The sequence below is a fragment of the Phycobacter azelaicus genome, assembly GCF_014884385.1.
Taxonomy (GTDB): Bacteria; Pseudomonadota; Alphaproteobacteria; order Rhodobacterales; family Rhodobacteraceae; genus Phycobacter; species Phycobacter azelaicus.
Genome location: NZ_WKFH01000003.1, coordinates 1,026,685 through 1,044,010 on the forward strand (window position 1 = coordinate 1,026,685; position 17,326 = coordinate 1,044,010).

The 17,326-nt window shown below is 58.8% G+C and carries 15 protein-coding genes; 12 read left to right on the forward strand and 3 right to left on the reverse strand.

What is annotated here, in order from left to right; genetic code table 11:
- Positions 1 to 16 precede the first annotated feature (16 nt).
- Together INS80_RS05970 and INS80_RS05975 are read left to right on the forward strand one after the other, a co-directional pair.
- Positions 17 to 403: a response regulator gene (locus INS80_RS05970; RefSeq protein ID WP_192964762.1), complete on the forward strand. Its 387-nt coding sequence runs from the start codon at positions 17 to 19 to the stop codon at positions 401 to 403.
- 2 nt (positions 404 to 405) lie between these two features.
- Complete coding sequence (locus INS80_RS05975) at positions 406 to 738, forward strand: DUF8776 family protein (protein ID WP_192964763.1); 333 nt, start codon at positions 406 to 408, stop codon at positions 736 to 738.
- Between the two features lie 90 nt (positions 739 to 828).
- Here INS80_RS05975 and INS80_RS05980 read toward each other — a convergent pair whose 3' ends face one another.
- Complete coding sequence (locus INS80_RS05980) at positions 829 to 1,989, reverse strand: nucleotide sugar dehydrogenase (RefSeq protein WP_192964764.1); 1,161 nt, start codon at positions 1,987 to 1,989, stop codon at positions 829 to 831.
- Positions 1,990 to 2,577: 588 nt separating this feature from the next.
- Positions 2,578 to 3,201, reverse strand: a complete 624-nt coding sequence (locus INS80_RS05985) for a TetR/AcrR family transcriptional regulator (RefSeq protein WP_192964765.1) — start codon at positions 3,199 to 3,201, stop codon at positions 2,578 to 2,580.
- Positions 3,202 to 3,304: 103 nt separating this feature from the next.
- Here INS80_RS05985 and INS80_RS05990 point away from each other — a divergent pair, with 103 nt between their 5' ends.
- The 8 genes from INS80_RS05990 (at position 3,305) to INS80_RS06025 (ending at position 13,656) form a co-directional block, all read left to right on the forward strand.
- Positions 3,305 to 4,456 (forward strand): efflux RND transporter periplasmic adaptor subunit, encoded by a 1,152-nt coding sequence (locus tag INS80_RS05990; protein ID WP_192964766.1) that lies wholly within the window; start codon positions 3,305 to 3,307, stop codon positions 4,454 to 4,456.
- Positions 4,457 to 4,459: 3 nt separating this feature from the next.
- A complete protein-coding gene (locus INS80_RS05995; RefSeq protein WP_192964767.1) occupies positions 4,460 to 7,591 on the forward strand; it encodes an efflux RND transporter permease subunit in 3,132 nt (1,043 codons plus the stop codon).
- Positions 7,585 to 8,460, forward strand: a complete 876-nt coding sequence (locus INS80_RS06000) for an ABC transporter six-transmembrane domain-containing protein (protein ID WP_192964768.1) — start codon at positions 7,585 to 7,587, stop codon at positions 8,458 to 8,460. Before INS80_RS05995 ends, INS80_RS06000 begins: the two co-directional genes overlap by 7 nt.
- Positions 8,461 to 8,671: 211 nt before the next feature.
- Entirely contained in the window at positions 8,672 to 10,093 is a 1,422-nt protein-coding gene (locus tag INS80_RS06005; RefSeq protein ID WP_192964769.1) for a Hint domain-containing protein, read from the forward strand.
- Positions 10,094 to 10,254: 161 nt separating this feature from the next.
- Positions 10,255 to 10,935, forward strand: a complete 681-nt coding sequence (locus INS80_RS06010; protein WP_369411373.1) for a GntR family transcriptional regulator — start codon at positions 10,255 to 10,257, stop codon at positions 10,933 to 10,935.
- 51 nt (positions 10,936 to 10,986) lie between these two features.
- A complete protein-coding gene (locus INS80_RS06015; RefSeq protein ID WP_192964770.1) occupies positions 10,987 to 12,009 on the forward strand; it encodes an ABC transporter substrate-binding protein in 1,023 nt (340 codons plus the stop codon).
- Positions 12,010 to 12,074: 65 nt separating this feature from the next.
- The gene (locus tag INS80_RS06020; RefSeq protein WP_192964771.1) at positions 12,075 to 12,842 is read left to right on the forward strand and encodes an ABC transporter ATP-binding protein; all 768 of its coding nucleotides are present in this window, start codon (positions 12,075 to 12,077) and stop codon (positions 12,840 to 12,842) included.
- Positions 12,835 to 13,656 carry an ABC transporter permease gene (locus tag INS80_RS06025; protein WP_192964772.1) on the forward strand — a complete coding sequence of 274 codons (822 nt, stop codon included), beginning with the start codon at positions 12,835 to 12,837 and terminating at the stop codon, positions 13,654 to 13,656. The genes INS80_RS06020 and INS80_RS06025 overlap by 8 nt, the downstream gene beginning before the upstream one ends.
- A gap of 68 nt (positions 13,657 to 13,724) precedes the next feature.
- On the opposite strand, the gene INS80_RS06030 is transcribed toward INS80_RS06025, so the two are convergent.
- Positions 13,725 to 14,723 (reverse strand): aldo/keto reductase, encoded by a 999-nt coding sequence (locus tag INS80_RS06030; protein WP_192964773.1) that lies wholly within the window; start codon positions 14,721 to 14,723, stop codon positions 13,725 to 13,727.
- 232 nt (positions 14,724 to 14,955) lie between these two features.
- On the opposite strand from INS80_RS06030, the gene INS80_RS06035 reads away from it, so the two are divergent.
- The gene (locus INS80_RS06035) at positions 14,956 to 16,389 is read left to right on the forward strand and encodes a circularly permuted type 2 ATP-grasp protein (RefSeq protein WP_192964774.1); all 1,434 of its coding nucleotides are present in this window, start codon (positions 14,956 to 14,958) and stop codon (positions 16,387 to 16,389) included.
- The gene (locus INS80_RS06040) at positions 16,389 to 17,324 is read left to right on the forward strand and encodes an alpha-E domain-containing protein (RefSeq protein WP_192964775.1); all 936 of its coding nucleotides are present in this window, start codon (positions 16,389 to 16,391) and stop codon (positions 17,322 to 17,324) included. The genes INS80_RS06035 and INS80_RS06040 overlap by 1 nt, the downstream gene beginning before the upstream one ends.
- The last annotated feature ends 2 nt before the right edge of the window (positions 17,325 to 17,326 follow it).

A 17,326-nucleotide genomic window follows, 5' to 3' on the forward strand; every position in this document is an offset into this window, starting at 1 on the left:
AACACGAGGAAAAAACATGAGCTTGAAAGACAATCTGCGCGTTATGGTTGTGGACGATATGTCGACAAGCCGGGGGATTTTGACGCAGTCCTTGGACGAACTGGGTATCAAGAATTACATGGTGGAAAACAACGGCCAGTCCGCGTTTCAAAAGATGACCAAAACGCCGGTGCACCTCGTCCTTTCGGACTACAACATGCCCGGCATGGATGGTCTCGGCCTTCTTCAGGCCGTACGTGGCCACCAAGTGACCCAGCGTGTCGGTTTCATCCTGGTGACAGGCAAGCCGACTCCCGAAATCATCGAAGTCGGCAAGAAGCTCGGCCTGAACAACATCGTACGTAAACCGTTCACGGTCGCGACCATGAAGCAGGCCATCGAGCAAGTGGTTGGGCGCCTGTAGTCATGGAGCATCCCGACAAAGCCCTGAGAGATCTCTGCGCCATTTCCTCATGGGAAATGCAGCAGCTGAAAGCAAAGATTCAAGAGTTAGAAGATGTTGCGTTAACGGTTTTAGAGCGCGGCACGCGCCCGACCAGTCAAGAGCTAAAAGCACTGCAGGATTTCGATCTGGTGATCCAAACCCTCTCAGGTTTGTCGGGTTTCTATGATCGTGTTCAGGATCAAGTCGACGCTTCCGGCCCTGCCGATCTGCCTGCTGCAGCGAAGGGCGTGACACTTGAAAAACTGCGCGAACGACTTCTTTCGCCAGGTTCTCTGCAAAAACAGAACGCTTGAAATAAGCGCCGCCCGGTGGGGCGGCGTTTTCATTTGGGACAAGGCATGAATTGCAGATATCACCACGAGGCAGCTTGCTTTGCCGCCACTTCAGTCAGACCCAAAAAGATCTCGGGTGAAGACCTTGTCCCTGACGTCTGAAAGCTCTGGAGTAAGCCGATTAGCAACGATCAGATCCGCCTTGCTCTTGAAGGCATCCAGATCTTGATACACGGGTGAGCGGAAGAACTCCTCCTCCTGCAACTCGGGCTCGTAAACAATGACATCAATGCCCTTTGCTTTCAGGCGCTTCATGATCCCCTGGATTGAAGACTGCCGGAAATTGTCACTGCCGTATTTCATCACCAGCCTGTGAATGCCAACCGTGCGTGGCCCCTTCATCAGGATCTGGTCAGCAAGGAAATCCTTTCGAGTCCGGTTTGCATCCACGATGGCACGGATCAGGTTCTGAGGAACATGACTGTAGTTTGCGAGCAACTGTTTGGTGTCTTTGGGCAAACAATAGCCGCCATAGCCAAAGGACGGGTTGTTGTAGTGATTGCCGATGCGCGGATCGAGCGACACCCCTTCGATGATCTGCCGGGTATTCATGTGCCCCGCCATAGCATAGCTGTCCAGTTCGTTGAAAAAAGCAACCCGCATAGCAAGATATGTGTTCGAGAAAAGCTTGATCGCTTCGGCTTCATCCGGGTCGGTGAACAACACCGAAACATCCTTGCTTTCGGCGCCCTCTAGCAGAAGATCAGCAAAAATTCGGGCGCGTTCGGATCGTTCGCCGACGATGATCCGTGATGGGTGAAGGTTATCGTAAAGTGCTTTTCCTTCCCGCAGAAACTCAGGCGAGAAGATCACCTGCTCGGTTCCCAGATCAGCACGCAGTTTGCGAACATAGCCGACCGGGATTGTTGACTTGATCACGATTGTGGCCCGCGAATTAACTGCAATCACATCGCCAACCACAGCCTCAACGCTGGAGGTGTCAAAGTAGTTTGATCGGGGGTCATAATCGGTGGGCGTGGCCACAACTACAAAATCCGCGTCCTCGTAGGCGGGTTCAGTCGTCGCCGTCAAAGACAACTTTCGTGCTGCAAGAAACGCCTCCAGCTCAGGATCAATGATCGGGCATTGGCCTGCGTTCACCATCTGCACGCGGTCCTTGGAAATATCCACGGCCGTTACCGGATGGTTCTGCGCCAAAAGCACCGAATTCGACAGGCCCACATACCCGAGACCCACAACCACGATCTTCATTTACCTGCCCTTTTGGTCCGTTGCCTTCAACGCCGTCTGTCTTGCATCAACCGCCACCTCTTTCTCGGCCCGGCTTGGTTACCCCCACCATCGCGAGTATGTCGCAATCAGCCAATCATTTCGGCACCGCGCACCCTAGGTTCAGAACGTGGGTGCACGCAACGGATCTTTGCGATCCAGCCACAGACGGACGATTTCCTTCTTGTTGGCGGCCACGATACAATAGACTTGGTCCCGACAAAAAGAGGCGTTCATCCTGCCCCTCCCCGTATCCACTTATTGAGAAGGCAGCAATAGCCATGGAGCAGGAAGTATGGCACCACATCTTGTGTTATCTGTTCTGTTATCTGTGCCGCGGAAACACATGCTCAATCAGGCCCGACAAGCAGAGGCCAGCACCCGACACCGAGCTGCAAACGGCAGCGGAGCGTGTAGACACGCCGTGGTCAGACGGCGGCGCATCGACGCGCCCCGGCCAGATGCTGGCCAAGCCATCGTGAACGATGCTGCCTACACGGCTTGCTGTCGCACAGCTTCAGCTCTTGCCCGATCGCCAGTCTGTTCTTTCTGGCTGCACGACAGTAACCGCTAGCGCGCCGCGGCCCCAATGGCTGCACTCAAGAAGGCCTGAAGACCGGGGAGGAGTTTTCGCATTTTCGCCTCGCCCAGAACACTATGATAGGCGCGGCCTTCGATCAGTTCGAGAACCATATGGGCCGTCTCTTCCGAACTCGCCGACAGTTTGAAATCCCCGGTTTCCGCCCCTCGGTCCAAGAGGCGGCTCAAGGCTGCAACCAGCGCCTTGCGGTTTTGCCAGAACAGATCACCAAGGTCGTCCTTGCGAATGGCCTCGCTGGTGATCTCGATGGACAGGATCACATTCTCCGGAGCCGCCAGGTGTTTTGCGTAGGCGGCGACGAACTGTTTGAACCTCTTCGGCGCCGAACCGTCCTTTTCAAGTTGCGCGACAAAGGGGTCCAGCTCCAATCGTTCCAGCCGCGCAATTTCCAGCAAGACGTCATGCTTGCCCGGAAAATGATTGTAAAGATTGCCAAGGCTCACCCCTGCCCGCGCCGCAATGTCGCGCACGCCGGTCTGATGAAAGCCGTTCTCCAGAAAGCACATCACTGCAGCCTGCAGGATCATCAACCTGCGGTCCGCCAGGTCGGTGTCGCGCTTCGTGCCCCGCGCTGATCCAGATGGTGTTTCCATTGCTCCTACCTATTGAACGAACGTTCGTTCATTATATATGCCATGTATTCGCAGGTCGCAACAGAGATCGCGATTCGCAGCTTCACCGCCGTAAGGACACCCCATGCCGAACACACCAATTGAGATCAGCGCCTCCCCGTTCAGACGCTGGATGTTCATCGCATTGTCTGTTGGGGCACTGGCAGCCGTGGTGGTTTTGCTCTCGGATACCGAAGATACAGTGGATGTCTCCCGCAAGACTGCTGCGCCCGCTGCACCGGTTGTTTCGGTCCTGCCTGTGACCGCACAGGACGCCAGGGCCCGGATCTCCGTCTTTGCCGAGTTGCGTCCGCGCTGGAACGCTGAAATCCGTGCTCCGGTGTCGGGGCGCATCCGAACAGTGCATAAAGCCGCGCTGGCAGGCACCCGTGTCACAGCCGGAACACCGCTGTTCGAAGTGGAGCGCACCTCCTATGAAACCGCTGTTACAGCAGCCGAGATGGCGGTGGAAGAAGCAGAACTAGCCCGCCTGCACGCGCAGAACAACGTAACCGTAGCCCGGCGGCAATTTGCCCGGGATGGAACCAAGCCGCCCAACGACCTGGCACTGCGTCTGCCGGATCTGCGGATTGCCGAAAAGTCGCTTGCTTCGGCGCAGGCACAACTCGCAGCTGCCCATGAGCAGCTGGCGGATACCGTCATCAAGGCACCCTTTTCCGGGTTCGTGACCGCCCGGCTTGCCAGCCTTGGGCAAACCGTCAGCGGCGGAGAGGCACTGGTGACTCTTTCTGATGATACCCACTTCGAGATGACAGTGGAATTGAGCAGGTCAGACTGGGCCTTGCTCGATCACCCCATCGCAGACGGCACGGCGCAGCTGTTTCATCGGAACGGGCGTCCCCTCGGGACGGCGAAGATCCGGCAGGGCGGCGGTTTCCTAGATCCACAAACCCGGCAGATGCGCATTTTTCTTGAGGTTTCGGATCCAGCCAAAGGGGTGCTGGCCGGGGACTTTCTCCGCGTCGTCTTTGACGGGCAGCGTATTGCGAACACCCTGACTCTGCCGGAAACTGCGCTGACCCGCGCCGGTTACATCTGGCTGGTGAGCGAGGAGGATGTTTTGCTGCGGCACAGCCCCGAGCTCCTGTTTCGCGGTGACGGCACCATCACGATAGCAAAACCAACGAACGTGGCGCCTCCCTGGCGGGTTGTTCGAACACCACTGGGGTCTTTCCTACCGGGGCAGCGAGTGACGCCACAAAAGGTGGAGCGTTGATCCATGCATGCTCTGACCGCCTGGTTCATACGCAATCCTGTCGCAGCCAACCTGATGATGCTGCTCATCCTTTTTCTTGGCGTACAGGCCCTTTTTTCCATCCGCATCGAAGGCTTCCCCCGCATTCCGCCGGAAAGCGTCGAGATCACCGTCGAATACCCCGGCGCAACCGCCAAGCAGGTGGACGAATTGATCACGCAGAAGGTCGAACAGGCCCTCGAGGGGGTCGAAGGCGTGCGCTCGATCACCTCGAAATCCTCCAATGGGTATTCAGCGGTCACGGTGCGCCGGGCCGGAGGCGCGCAGCTTGAGGATGTTTTGGACCGGGTCCGCATCCGGATCGATGGGCTGACCCATCTGCCCGAAAAGGCCCGACGGCCGGTGATTGAGGCCTCGGGCTATGACTTCCCGGCGCTCTATGTGAATCTGCATGGCCAAACAGATCCGGCCACCCTGCAAACCGTGGCGCAGCGGCTGAAGGAGACCCTTCTGGCTGAACCAGAATTATCGCGTCTCAAGATCTGGGGGTTAATCCCGCGTGAGCTACGGATTGAGGTCGAGCCCGAAACCCTGCGCCAATACGGGCTGACGGTCTCAGATGTGAGCGCCGCTATCCAGGCCAACTCTCTCAATTTTCAGGCCGGTGAACTGCGCACGAAAGGCGGCACCATCTACCTGCGCGCCGATAATCGCGCTCGCTATGCGCCAGACTATGGCACCCTGCCGATCATCCAGCGGCCCGACGGCTCTTTTGTGCCCCTGTCCGATATCGCCAGGATCGAAGATGGTTTTGCGGAGGGAGAGTTTCTTTTTCGCCTGAACGGAAACCCCACCATCGGCATGGAGGTACTGGTGGGGCAACAGGAAAATCTGCTGGACATCAGCCGCGTGGTGCGCCGCGTGGTGAGCGATTTCGAACGTCAGCTGCCCACCTCGATCAAGGCCGAGGTTTGGGGTGATAGCGCAGGCTATATCGCCGACCGCTTGGCGCTGCTGCAGTCGAACGGCGTGCAGGGGCTGTTGCTGGTCACGCTGCTCCTCGCGATTTTCCTAAACCTGCGCCTCGCCTTCTGGGTGGCCATGGGCATTCCGATTTCGGTCATGGGGGCACTGGCCGTCGCCGGGTCGAGATGGGTGGACTACTCCCTCAATGACGTCACAACATTTGGCCTGATCATTGCCCTTGGCATTCTGGTGGACGACGCGGTTGTTGTCGGCGAAAGCGTCTTCGAACAGCGCCGCAAAGGGGGCGATCCACTCAAGCAAACCGAGGCTGGCGTCAAACGCGTCGCCACAGCCACCGTCTTTGGTGTCTTAACCACGGTTGCGGCCTTTTATCCAATGTTGCTGATCGACCATCCGCTGGGCAAGGCCCTGGCCGGATTTGCCGGCATTGTCATTCTGGCACTGCTGTTCTCGCTGTTGGAAAGCAAGTTCATCCTGCCCGCACACCTCGCGCATGTGCCGCTGGATCGGCAGCGCCGCCACCTGCCCGCCCGTCTTTGGGGGCGGATGCAGGACGGCGCGCGCGGCACGCTGATGTGGGTGCGCAACCGCCTCTACCAACCTGTCCTTGGGTTCTCCCTGCGGCATCGATACGCGGTTCTGATCCTCTTCATTGCCGCCGGTGCGCTGGGTCTTGGCCTTTTGGAGAAAGGCAAGGTCAAGACCGTCTTCTTCCCGGATGTTCCGGGCCAGGTGATCAGTATGAACCTTGAGATGGACGGCCGCGCCCCTTTCTCTCTGACGCGCGACAACGTGGACCGGATTGAGGCCGAAGGGAGACGCCTCAATGAAGAACTGGCAGCGAAGGCGGGTATGGAGGATCTGCCGATCCGCACCTTCTTTACCATCGTGAATGGCGCGGGCAGCGCCCAGATCTATGCCGAGATGCTGCCCGTAGCAGAGCGCCCCGATGTGCCGATCCTTGATGTGGTGCGCCAGTGGCGCACGCACGTCGGAGCCGTTGAAGGCGCGAGCGAGCTGGAATTCACCGGCACCGAGGATCTGGCCGGAGACTTCAGCATCCGCCTGATATCAAGGGATGATGAGTTGTTACGCGCTGCGAGCCAGGACCTGCGCGCCTTCCTCGGCGCAATCGACGGCGTGAGCAATGTTCGCGATGTTCTGCTGGGCGGACAGCCCGAGCTGCGCCTGCGCCTGCGCTCCGATGCTCGCAACCTTGGCTTTACGGCTGAAACCCTCGCCAGCCAGATCGGCTATGGCTTTGGCGGCGCCGAAGTGACGCGGGTGCGCCGCGATGGAGCCGAAGTGCGCGTGGTGGTGCAGAATGCCCGCGCGGCGCGTGACACCATCCACGATCTGATGCAGACCCGCCTGCGCAGCGATACCGGCGTCTGGGTGCCGCTCGGCACCGTGGCCGAGGTCGAAGGCAGCTACGTCTCCGCCGCACTGCATCGCCGGGATGGGCAGCGGATGAACACGGTGATGGCCTCGATCGACCGCAGTGTGGTTGCCCCGTCTGAGGTAGGACAGGCCGTGTTTGAACAGCTCGTGCCGCAGCTCGCCAGGACCTACCCAAGCGTCAAAGTCGTTGCAGCCGGAGAGCTGGAGGAAATTGGAGAGATACAGAGCGACCTTATCCGTGCCCTGATCCTTGCGGCCGTGCTGATCTACGTACTCATGGCCGTGCCGCTCAAAAGCTATTGGCAGCCGGTGGTGATCCTCGCCATCGTGCCTTTTGGGTTCATCGCCGCCGCGATGGGGCATCTTATCATGGGGGTGTCGCTGTCGCTGTTCTCGTTCTTTGGGATGCTCGCGCTCACCGGGGTGGTGGTCAATGACAGCCTGGTGATGATCACCCGCTACAATCAGGCCCGCGATGAGGGCGGCAGCGTGACCAAGGCTCTGCATGAGGCCGGGATCGGGCGCTTCCAAGCGATCTTCCTGACCACGGCCACCACGGTGATCGGCCTTCTTCCCCTGCTGACCGAGACCTCAGAACAGGCGCAATACCTGATCCCGGCGGCGATCTCGCTCGCCTTTGGAGAGCTGTTCGGAACCGCGCTGATGCTAATCCTTCTGCCGGTTCTGATTGCCATAACCGAGGATGTGATCGCGCTGTTTCGCACGCCTGTCAAAGCCCTTCCACCACGACGTGTAGGCGCATGCTGAACGACACTCCCCTAACCGTTGGCAGCCTCTTTCGGGTGTTCCGGCTTCGGATCTTTGTGACCTGGGGCATGGTTCTTGGGGAAACCGCGCTTTTGGCGCTGATCCCCCTGTTCATCGGACTGGCCATTGATGATCTCCTGGCTGGAGGCCGCGCTGCATTCTGGCAACTAGCCGGGATCATGGGGTTGCTCATAGCAATCACGGTGGCCCGGCGGGCCTATGACACACGGATCTATGGCACGATGCGAGTGGAGCTTGGAAAGGCACAGGTGCAGCGGGCGACAGGCCAGAAGGTCTCAACCCTGAATGCGCGCATCGCCATGGGGCGCGAGTTGGTCGACTTCCTTGAGGATACCCTGCCCGAGGCCATCGCCGCCGGGGTGCAACTGGTCATATCGGTATTGGTGCTGTCATTCTTTTCACCGCATCTGGCGCTGGTGGCCGGGGGCGCGACGCTCACCATGATCGCCCTATACGCCCTGTTTCACCGCAGGTTCTATGCTCTCAATTCCGCCATCAACCAGCGCAGCGAGCAGCAGGTCGCCTTGCTGGAACGTCGCAAACTGCGCGCCATGACTGCCCATTTTCTGCGTCTGCGCCGTCTTGAGGTGCGCCTATCGGACAGCGAGGCACTGCTCTATGGTGGAATTTTCGTAATCCTTCTGGGGATGATCCTGTTTAACCTGCGCATTGCGACAGCCCTTCCGGACGTCACGGCAGGCATCCTGTTTTCCGTGATCAGCTATTCCTGGGAATACGTCGAAAGCGCTCTGGCTCTGCCCGTCACTCTGCAAAGCTGGACCCGCCTCTCGGAGATCATGTGCCGGATCAACAAAGGCGAGCAAGTCGCGAGCCGCGACAAGAGCTGATGTCCGAAGACTTCGACACTTGAGGCAAATCCGGTCGGAAATGCCCCAAAGAGGCTGTTATTTTGCCATTTTGCCCGCCTACCCGTGATGACTGAACGAAGCAGGATCACCGCGTCACCAGTTCGAAACGCTGTTCAGACCCGCAGAAGCGAGCCGCAAGACCGATGCGGCTGTCACCGTCGCGCGCTCCATTTGCAAAAGGCCGAGGCCGATGGCCCGCATTGATATTATACGGATGGATGGCACGCCGCGCGAAACCGATCATGGGGTTCGCTCGGATACATCGTCACGAGGTGTCGACCTCGACGGCGCCCAGATCACGGCGACCTATGCCGATGGCAGCACCGAAACGCTGACCTGGAAGGCACTTGATCCCTATACGACCGGTGGGGCCAGCGGCAGAGACATCGACATGTTCTTTGGCTACAGCTGGCACGAGCTGACAACGACAAAAACGCTTGCATCGCTCAGCATAGATCTGGCGCCGGCAAATTCGGTCTTCGATACAACCACGGCCATGGGAGACGATCCAAGTGATCCTTCCACCCCAGGCTCGCTCAACGGCTTTCCGTTCAAGCTGGGGCCGGATTATGAAGAGACTATCGGCGTTATCACGACGACATATTCGGGGATCGTGAATCTTTCCGGCAGCGCCCCAGTCGGCGATCTCTACACGGTGATGACAGTCGATTTTTCCGGCCTGCCCGAAGGCGGGCTTTTGGGTCGGCTGGACTGGAATTCTGATATCGATACGCTGACAGGCCCGTTCAAAGACACCCTGGATGCTGTGGATGACGTCCTAACGGTATCGGGCGATGGCTCTGAGCAGCTCAATATCCTGGACAACGACCAGCACCGCGACGGCACTGAGCTGAGAATCACTCAGATCAACGGCCAAAAGGTTGTGCCCGGTGGAACGGTAACCCTGCCCAGCGGCGAAATCGTGACGCTGAACGGAAATGGAACCCTATCGATCACCAATGCCAGCTCGGTGAATGAAACCAACTCATTTTCCTACACGGTAGACGATGGGGCCGGGCTTTCCGATATCGGGTCCGTCACGGTCACAACACAGGTCAAGGCGCCACCTTGTTTTGTGGCTGGAACGCTCATCCAAACCAAGCGAGGCAACGTCGCGGTCGAGCACCTGCAGATCGGCGATCTAGTTGTTACCCGTGATCATGGCCCGCAGCCCTTGCGCTGGATCGGACGCTGTCGCCGCCGGGCTGAAGGACGCAATGCTCCGGTTGCCTTTGCCGCCAATGCCATCGGTAAGCACGGCCCGATCTCCGTCTCACCAAATCACCGCGTTCTGCTGCAATCCGAACTTGCTGAGCTGCTATTTGGTCAAAGCGAAGTGCTGGTAAAGGCCAAATACCTGTTGAATGACCGAACCATCCGGCGTGACGCCCATGGCCGTCCGGTAACCTATATACATCTGTTGTTTGATCAGCACGAAATCGTTACCTGCGACGGTTTCCTCAGCGAAAGCTATCACCCGGGCGCAGAAACGCTGGAGAGCTTCGATGCGGCCACCCGCGCCGAAGTTCTGGAACTGATGGCTGCGATGGACGGCCACGGCCCTGCGGCACGACTTGCGCTCAAGGCCCACGAAAGCTTCCTTCTGTCGTGATCTTCCCGCAAACCGGAGTATCCGCTCCGGCGCCACAGAATCGCGTGGATCACGCAGGGGCGATTGGTATCCCTTGGGTGCCAAAGTGCGACCATTGATTATACCACCGTGAGGCGCTTGACTCCCGATCCTCCAGCACCTAGCAAAATCTCCAACGTTTTGTGGACTGGTGGATAGTTTTGATCTTTGGGGGGAGATATCGTGAGGACGACACCGTCGTCGAAATGCTGGCGTCCGCCCTGCGGCGCGACATTTCCTTTGGTGTCCTGGCCCCGGATCAGAAACTCAAGATCGAGCAGTTGCGACAGCGCTATGGTGGGTCGAACCACTCGATGCGTGAAACGCTGCGGATGCTCACCGTCGAAGGCATGGTTGAGGCTACCGCCCAGCGCGGATTTCGCGTCACCTCGGCCACCGATCAGGACCGCAACGATATTCTGCTGATGCGCCTCAGCCTCGAAGCGCTGGCACTGTCGCGCGCGTTGCAGCATGGCGATGTGGACTGGGAGGCCTCGGTGATGGCCGCCGCGCACCGTCTGGACAGAGCGGATCACGCGGTTCAAAGCAGCCCCGACGATGTCACCGCGCTGGAATGGGACGAGACCTGCCGCGCCTTTTCCTTTGCTGTGCTGGGTGCCTGCGACAGCCCACGCATGCTCGACACCATCGGTCGCCACTTCGATCAATCGCGCCGGTTTCGCCTGGCTCTTTTGCGTGAAGGGCGGATCGATTTTGCAGAACGTAGCAGGCGGCGGGTGGCCTTGAAGAATGCCATTATCGCGAGGGATGAAGCTACGGCTTTGGCCTTGCTCGAAGATGATATCCGCGCCGAGATGACGTAGGCGCGACAGGGGATTTGAACGACAGGTTGCTATTTAGGGAGGAGCACCACAATGACACCATTCAACAGACGTCAGGCCATTGGCCTGCTCGGCGCAGCAGCGGCAACCGGCCTTGCCGCCCCGGCCATCGCCAAGAACAGCAAAGCCGTGGTTGGCGCGCTGAGCCTCACCAGCCACTCTGGCAGTTTCATCGCCGTGGAGCGCAACTACTTTGCCGAAGCCGGGCTGGATGTTGAGCTGAAGTTTTTCCAGGCGGCACAGCCGATGGCGGTTGCCATTGCCAGCGGAGACGTGGATTTCGGCGTGACTGCGATTTCCGGCGGGCTGCTCAGCCTCGCGCAGAAAGGCGCGGTCAAGGTGATCGGCGGCGCCCTGTCCGAAGAGGCCGGTATCGACGGTCAAAAGATCCTAGCCTCGGACGCCGCGTTCCAGGCCGGCCTGACCAGCCCAGAGGCGCTGGGTGGCAAACGCTTTGGCATGACAACAGCCGGGTCGTCCTTCCACTACATGGGATCGAAGATCGCCGCCGCACATGGGGTAGAAGATCTCAAGTTCGTGCCCCTGCAGAAGGTCGGTGCGATCATTGGCGCCCTCAAGTCCGGACAGATCGATGCCTGGTCCATCGTGCCGCATATCGCCAAGGCTTTGGCAGGTTCGGGTGCAGTTCATATTATCGGAGACGTGGCCGATTACCTACCGGATTATCAGGTGACAACTGTCTTCACCTCGGCGCAGAACGCATCCAGCGACCGCGCGCTGGTCGAGACCTTCCTTTCGGGCTTTACCCGCGGCGTGAGCGATTTCAACGCCACCATGGTTGAAAAATCCCAGGGCGATGCGGCGATCGACGAGATGGTGCAACTGATCCACAAATACGTCTACACCGACCGGCCGCTGGAAAAGGCGGCGCCTTCGATCATCAATGGCGCCATGCGCATCAATAAAGGCGCGGCGATCAATGTCGCTTCGGTGCGCGACCAACTGGAGTGGATGCAATCGGCAGGGCTGGTAGACAGCGCCATCACGCTCGACACCTTCCTTGACACCTCTTACGTCGACACCATCGGCGCCTGAGGCAACTGAAACCATCGCGGGGCAGCACACGGCTTGCCCCGCGTATTGATCAAGGGCCAGGATCCATGGATATTCGACTGGACGGGGTCAGCCATCGCTATGGCAGCACAGAGGTGCTGCGTGACATCTCGCTGGACGTACCTTCCGGGCAGATCGTCTGCCTTGTTGGTCCGTCGGGCTGCGGCAAATCCACCCTTCTTCGGTTCATGGGCGGCCTTGAAAAGCCCGAGGCGGGGCGTGTGCTGCAAATCGGCACGCCGCCCGAGGGCTGCCTCAATCCACTGACCTATGTCTTTCAGGACTTCGCCCTGCTGCCCTGGCGCAGTGTCGAAGGGAATATCTCTTTGGTGCTGGAGGATCATGGCATTAAGGGCAAAGCCGCGAAGGACATCATCCAGGACGTTCTGGGTCGCACCAAGCTCACCGATTTTGCGAAGGCGCTGCCGAAACAGCTGTCGGGTGGTATGAAACAGCGGGTTGCCATCGCCCGCGCCCTTGCGGTGAACCCGGCGGTGATGCTGATGGACGAGCCGCTGTCAGCTCTTGATAGTCAGACCCGAGAGCTGTTGATGGACGATCTGATCACCCTCTGGACACGGGCCCCTTTTACCGCTGTCTACGTGACTCACAACCTGGCCGAAGCGGTGCGCCTTGGCCATCGCATAGTCGTCCTGTCCCGGCGCCCGGGCCGCATTCGCGAGGTGGTGGAAATCGACAAACCGCTGGCCGAGCGCGGCTATGCGGACCCTGATCTTGAAGAGGTGCAAAAGCACCTTTGGGATCTGATGCGCGACGAGGCCCGCGCCGCAGACGAGGAGCTGTTACATGTCTGATCTGGCACAAGGCACGGCGCCCCCCCAAGACCCAGTAGAAATCCGCTTTCGCGGCGCAGGCTTTGCCCCGCGGCCTCAGAAATGGGTGGGCGTTGCGGTTTTTGTGGTGCTGGTCGCAATCGTGGAATGGGGCACGCGCACGGGTTTTATCTCGGCGCTTACCCTGCCCAAACCCTCGGATGTGCTGGCCACTTTTGGAGAGCTTTGGCAGTCGGGCATGCTGTTCCAGCATCTTGCCCCATCGCTGACCCGGCTGGCCGTCGGAGCCTCCATCGGAGCAGGCATCGGGATCTGCGTGGGGGTGCTGATCGGGCTTTTCTCATACGTCCGCTCAGGCCTTGTTCCACTGGTCGCAGCCATCTTTCCGATCCCGAAAATCGCACTTTTGCCGCTGTTTGTGATCTGGTTTGGCATCGACGAGGGCTCAAAATATGCTCTGATTGCCTTTGGAACCTTCACGCCGACGGTGGTTGCCACCTATGGGGCGGTGGACAATGTTGATCGCTCATTGATCCGTATGGGACAGAGCTTCGGCCTCAGCTGGCTATCCATCGTGCGCAAAATCGTATTACCAGGCGCGATGCCCGGAATCCTGTCGGGACTGCGCATCAGCCTGGCCATTGCCATTATCCTGCTGGTTGCAGCCGAGATGCTGGGCGCGCAATACGGGATCGGGGCCTATATCCTTGAGGCAGGCTCGCTCTATGATCTAGAGCGGCTATTTGCCGGAGTGGTCATCCTGTCCCTGCTTGGTGTTCTGACCTCTGGAGCCATTGGTCTGGTCGAGCGCCGCCTGCTCAGCTGGCGTTCCTGACCCCTTCAAAGGCTGCGAGCCGACAAGGTCCGTCGGCCCCGCCTCAGGCTGAACAGGACAAAGTCGGCTCAGCAATAGCGCTCTGGCCCGATCCATTGCGCGTCTGAATACCGGTCGCCATGAGCCCAGCCCACCGGAAGAATCGCGTCGATCCGGGCCAGATCAGCTTCGGACAGCACAAGATCAGCGCCCGCCATGCACTCATTGAGGTGATCAATGCTGCGAGTTCCTGGGATCGGAATTACATGCTCGCCGCGGCTCAGAAGCCATGCATTGGCCAGCGCCGCCGCCGAGGTGCCCATCTCGGCGGCAAGCTGACGGAACCCATCTGTTATCGCCAAATTCTCTGAAAGATTCGGTTCCATAAACCGAGGATTACCAGCCAGGAAGGGCAGGTTCGGAATCCGCTTCTTAGGGATCGGATTGTCCGTCAGCAAGGACCGCCCCACAGGTGAAAACGCAACCATCGCCACCCCCAGTTCGGCGCAGGCCTGCACAAGGCCAAGCTCAGGGAAACGCGTTGAAAGCGAATACTCCGATTGAACCGCAGCAATGGGGTGAACCTTCATCGCGCGCCTCAGAGTAGATGGCGCCACTTCGGATAGGCCAATCGCGCGGGTCTTTCCCTTCTTGACCAACCGGCCCAGATTTTCGGCAGTTTCTTCTGGCGTAAGACGGGGATCGCGGCGGTGCGCGTAGAAGAGATCGACACAGTCCACGCCAAGGCGCTGGAGGGATTGATCCAGTTCTGCCTCAAGGTGTTCGGCGGAGTTGTCAAAGCAGCGGTTGCCATCGGCGTCTTTCGTGATCGTGGCCTTGGTGGCGATGACAAACGCATCTCGTGCACCGGGATTGGCCCTGAGATAGGTGCCAATAGCGCTTTCGGATTTGCCCATGCCATAGACATTTGCCGTATCCAGATGGGTGACACCCAGATCGCGGCACCGGTTCAGGATCGCGTGGCTTTCAGTCTCGGTCGTGGGGCCGTACATGTCCGAAAAGGACATCGCCCCGTAGCCGATACAGCCGATCTCGGGGCCGTTGACGCCCAATTTGCGGGTTTTCATGCGGATAGTTCCCCATTCTGCCGATAAAAGTGCTACTCCTATCGTGGGGCAATCATCCCCGTTTGTCGAACCTTTGCAACTGTGTAGGCCCTCTTGCACGGCTTTCGACACAGCGTCCCAAGCACTTCTATGCCCAATATTTGTGCAAAAATCTGAAATGTCCAAGCTAAGATCCGCCTGCAATTGGCCCTTATCTGTGCTGGCTGCTAGCGTGACCTCATCGGGAGATGCCATGACAGAAAAAGCACCTATTTTCTTTGATGAGATGTACGGCAATGGGGACACAGCACGTGCCCCTTATGCGCAATACGCTGACTGGTTCAGCCGCGAAAACCCCAAAGACCTGATCAAGGAAGCTCGCGAGGCCGAAGACTTCTTTCGCCGCACCGGCATTACCTTCAATGTTTACGGGGAAGCGGATGCCGAAGAACGGCTGATCCCCTTCGACATCATCCCGCGGATCATCTCCGCAAAGGAATGGAGCCGTCTTGTCAGAGGGATCGAACAGCGGGTTCGGGCAATCAACGCGTTTTTGCACGACATCTATCACCGGCAGGAAATCCTGCGCGCGGGCCGTGTTCCGGTCGACCTGATTGCCCGAAACGAAGCGTTTCTGCCGATGATGGTAGGGGTCCAGCCGCCCGGCGGAATTTACACGCATATCGTTGGCATCGACATGGTGCGCACCGGAGACGATGAGTTTTTCGTGCTTGAGGACAATGCCCGCACACCGTCTGGCGTGTCCTACATGCTCGAAAACCGCGAAACCATGTTGCAGATGTTCCCTGAACTGTTCAGCAAAGTCAAAGTGCGGCGCGTTTCGGATTATCCAGCCTCGCTTTTGAACTCTCTTGCCAATTGCATGCCGCCCGACCCCAGCCCTGATCGGACCGTTGCGGTGCTGACGCCGGGCATTCACAACTCGGCCTATTTCGAACATGCCTTCCTTGCCGACCATATGGGCGTCGAGTTGGTCGAGGGAACGGATCTGAAGATCGTCGACGGACGTATCGCCATGCGCACCACGCGCGGCTACAAGCCAATTGATGTTGTTTACCGGCGGGTGGACGATGATTTCCTTGATCCGCTGAACTTCAAGCCGGACAGTCTACTTGGGGTGCCCGGTATTTTCGACGTTTACCGCGCGGGTCGCATAACTATTGCCAATGCGCCCGGCACCGGCATCGCCGATGACAAGGCGATCTACAGCTACATGCCTGATATTGTTGAGTTTTACACAGGTGAGAAAGCGATCCTGCAAAATGTTCCGACATGGCGATGCTCTGAGCCGGACTCGCTCGCCTACGTTCTGGACAACCTTGCCGACCTTGTCGTGAAGGAAGTGCATGGATCTGGCGGTTACGGGATGCTCGTCGGCCCTGCGGCCTCGAAAAAGGAACTGGCGGCCTTCCGAAAAAAACTGGAAGCGAAACCCGCAGGCTATATCGCCCAGCCGACGCTGGCGCTGTCGACAGTGCCGATCCTGACAAAGGCTGGCCTTGCACCGCGCCATGTGGATCTTCGACCCTTTGCTCTGTTCAGTCCGCAGGGCATCAATATTACACCAGGCGGCCTGACCCGTGTGGCGCTGAAAAAGGGCAGCCTTGTGGTCAACTCCAGCCAGGGAGGCGGCACCAAGGACACCTGGGTGTTGGAGGACGACTGATGCTGGGAAAAACCGCAGGAGGCGTGTTCTGGATGTTCCGCTATCTGGAGCGCAGCGAAAACACGGCGCGGCTGATCGAGGCAGGCTTTCGCATTGCCCTGACACGGCCGGGCAGCGAGGAATGGACAAGCGTTCTGAAAACCGCCGCCGCTGAGCAGGCCTACCGGGAGGCTCACGGCGAGGTGGTGCAATCAAAGGTGATCGACTTTTTACTGCGTGATCCGCAGAACCCTTCTTCGGTGATGTCCTCTTATGCGCAGGCCCGCCAGAATGCGCGCACAGTGCGCACGGCCATCACGCAGGAAGTCTGGGAGGCGGTCAATGACGCCTATATCACCCTGAAGAAACGGCTTGCACGCCCGGTTGCCGAACGGGACCTGCCGGATGTTCTGGCACAGATCCGGCAGCACTCAGGACTGGTACGCGGTGCGCTGCATGGCTCGATGCTGCGCAATGACGTCTTCGATTTTTGCCGCCTTGGTACCTTTCTTGAGCGGGCCGACAACACCGCCCGCATTCTGGATGTGAAATACTACGTGCTTTTGCCCTCGGTCACGCAGGTCGGGTCCTCTCTCGACAATGTGCAGTGGGAGACGATCCTGCGCTCGGTGTCGGGGGTACGGTCTTACAGCTGGCTCAATCAGGGCAAGGCAACCCCCATGGGGATTGCGGATTTCCTGATCTTCGACCCTAGAATGCCCCGAAGCCTGCGCTCTTCAGTGAACAAGATCCGCAGCAATCTAACGATGTTGGAGAACGAATACCTTGAACAGCACTCCTGCCATGAAACGGTGGAAAAGCTGCATCGTTGTCTGAGCACCAGCAGCGTCGAAGAGGTCTTTGAAGAGGGCTTGCACGAATTCCTGACGGAATTTTTGGCGAATATCGCGCGCCTTGGGGCCGAAATTGAGGCCGACTACAGGTTCACGGAGTGACA

What these genes read in the sequence shown, in the direction of transcription:
- INS80_RS05970 (WP_192964762.1), top strand. Translation starts at nt 17, where the DNA reads ATGAGCTTGAAAGACAATCTGCGCGTTATGGTTGTGGACGATATGTCG.
- INS80_RS05975 (WP_192964763.1), top strand. Translation starts at nt 406, where the DNA reads ATGGAGCATCCCGACAAAGCCCTGAGAGATCTCTGCGCCATTTCCTCA.
- INS80_RS05980 (WP_192964764.1), bottom strand. Translation starts at nt 1,989, where the DNA reads ATGAAGATCGTGGTTGTGGGTCTCGGGTATGTGGGCCTGTCGAATTCG.
- INS80_RS05985 (WP_192964765.1), bottom strand. Translation starts at nt 3,201, where the DNA reads ATGGAAACACCATCTGGATCAGCGCGGGGCACGAAGCGCGACACCGAC.
- INS80_RS05990 (WP_192964766.1), top strand. Translation starts at nt 3,305, where the DNA reads ATGCCGAACACACCAATTGAGATCAGCGCCTCCCCGTTCAGACGCTGG.
- INS80_RS05995 (WP_192964767.1), top strand. Translation starts at nt 4,460, where the DNA reads ATGCATGCTCTGACCGCCTGGTTCATACGCAATCCTGTCGCAGCCAAC.
- INS80_RS06000 (WP_192964768.1), top strand. Translation starts at nt 7,585, where the DNA reads ATGCTGAACGACACTCCCCTAACCGTTGGCAGCCTCTTTCGGGTGTTC.
- INS80_RS06005 (WP_192964769.1), top strand. Translation starts at nt 8,672, where the DNA reads ATGGCCCGCATTGATATTATACGGATGGATGGCACGCCGCGCGAAACC.
- INS80_RS06015 (WP_192964770.1), top strand. Translation starts at nt 10,987, where the DNA reads ATGACACCATTCAACAGACGTCAGGCCATTGGCCTGCTCGGCGCAGCA.
- INS80_RS06020 (WP_192964771.1), top strand. Translation starts at nt 12,075, where the DNA reads ATGGATATTCGACTGGACGGGGTCAGCCATCGCTATGGCAGCACAGAG.
- INS80_RS06025 (WP_192964772.1), top strand. Translation starts at nt 12,835, where the DNA reads ATGTCTGATCTGGCACAAGGCACGGCGCCCCCCCAAGACCCAGTAGAA.
- INS80_RS06030 (WP_192964773.1), bottom strand. Translation starts at nt 14,723, where the DNA reads ATGAAAACCCGCAAATTGGGCGTCAACGGCCCCGAGATCGGCTGTATC.
- INS80_RS06035 (WP_192964774.1), top strand. Translation starts at nt 14,956, where the DNA reads ATGACAGAAAAAGCACCTATTTTCTTTGATGAGATGTACGGCAATGGG.
- INS80_RS06040 (WP_192964775.1), top strand. Translation starts at nt 16,389, where the DNA reads ATGCTGGGAAAAACCGCAGGAGGCGTGTTCTGGATGTTCCGCTATCTG.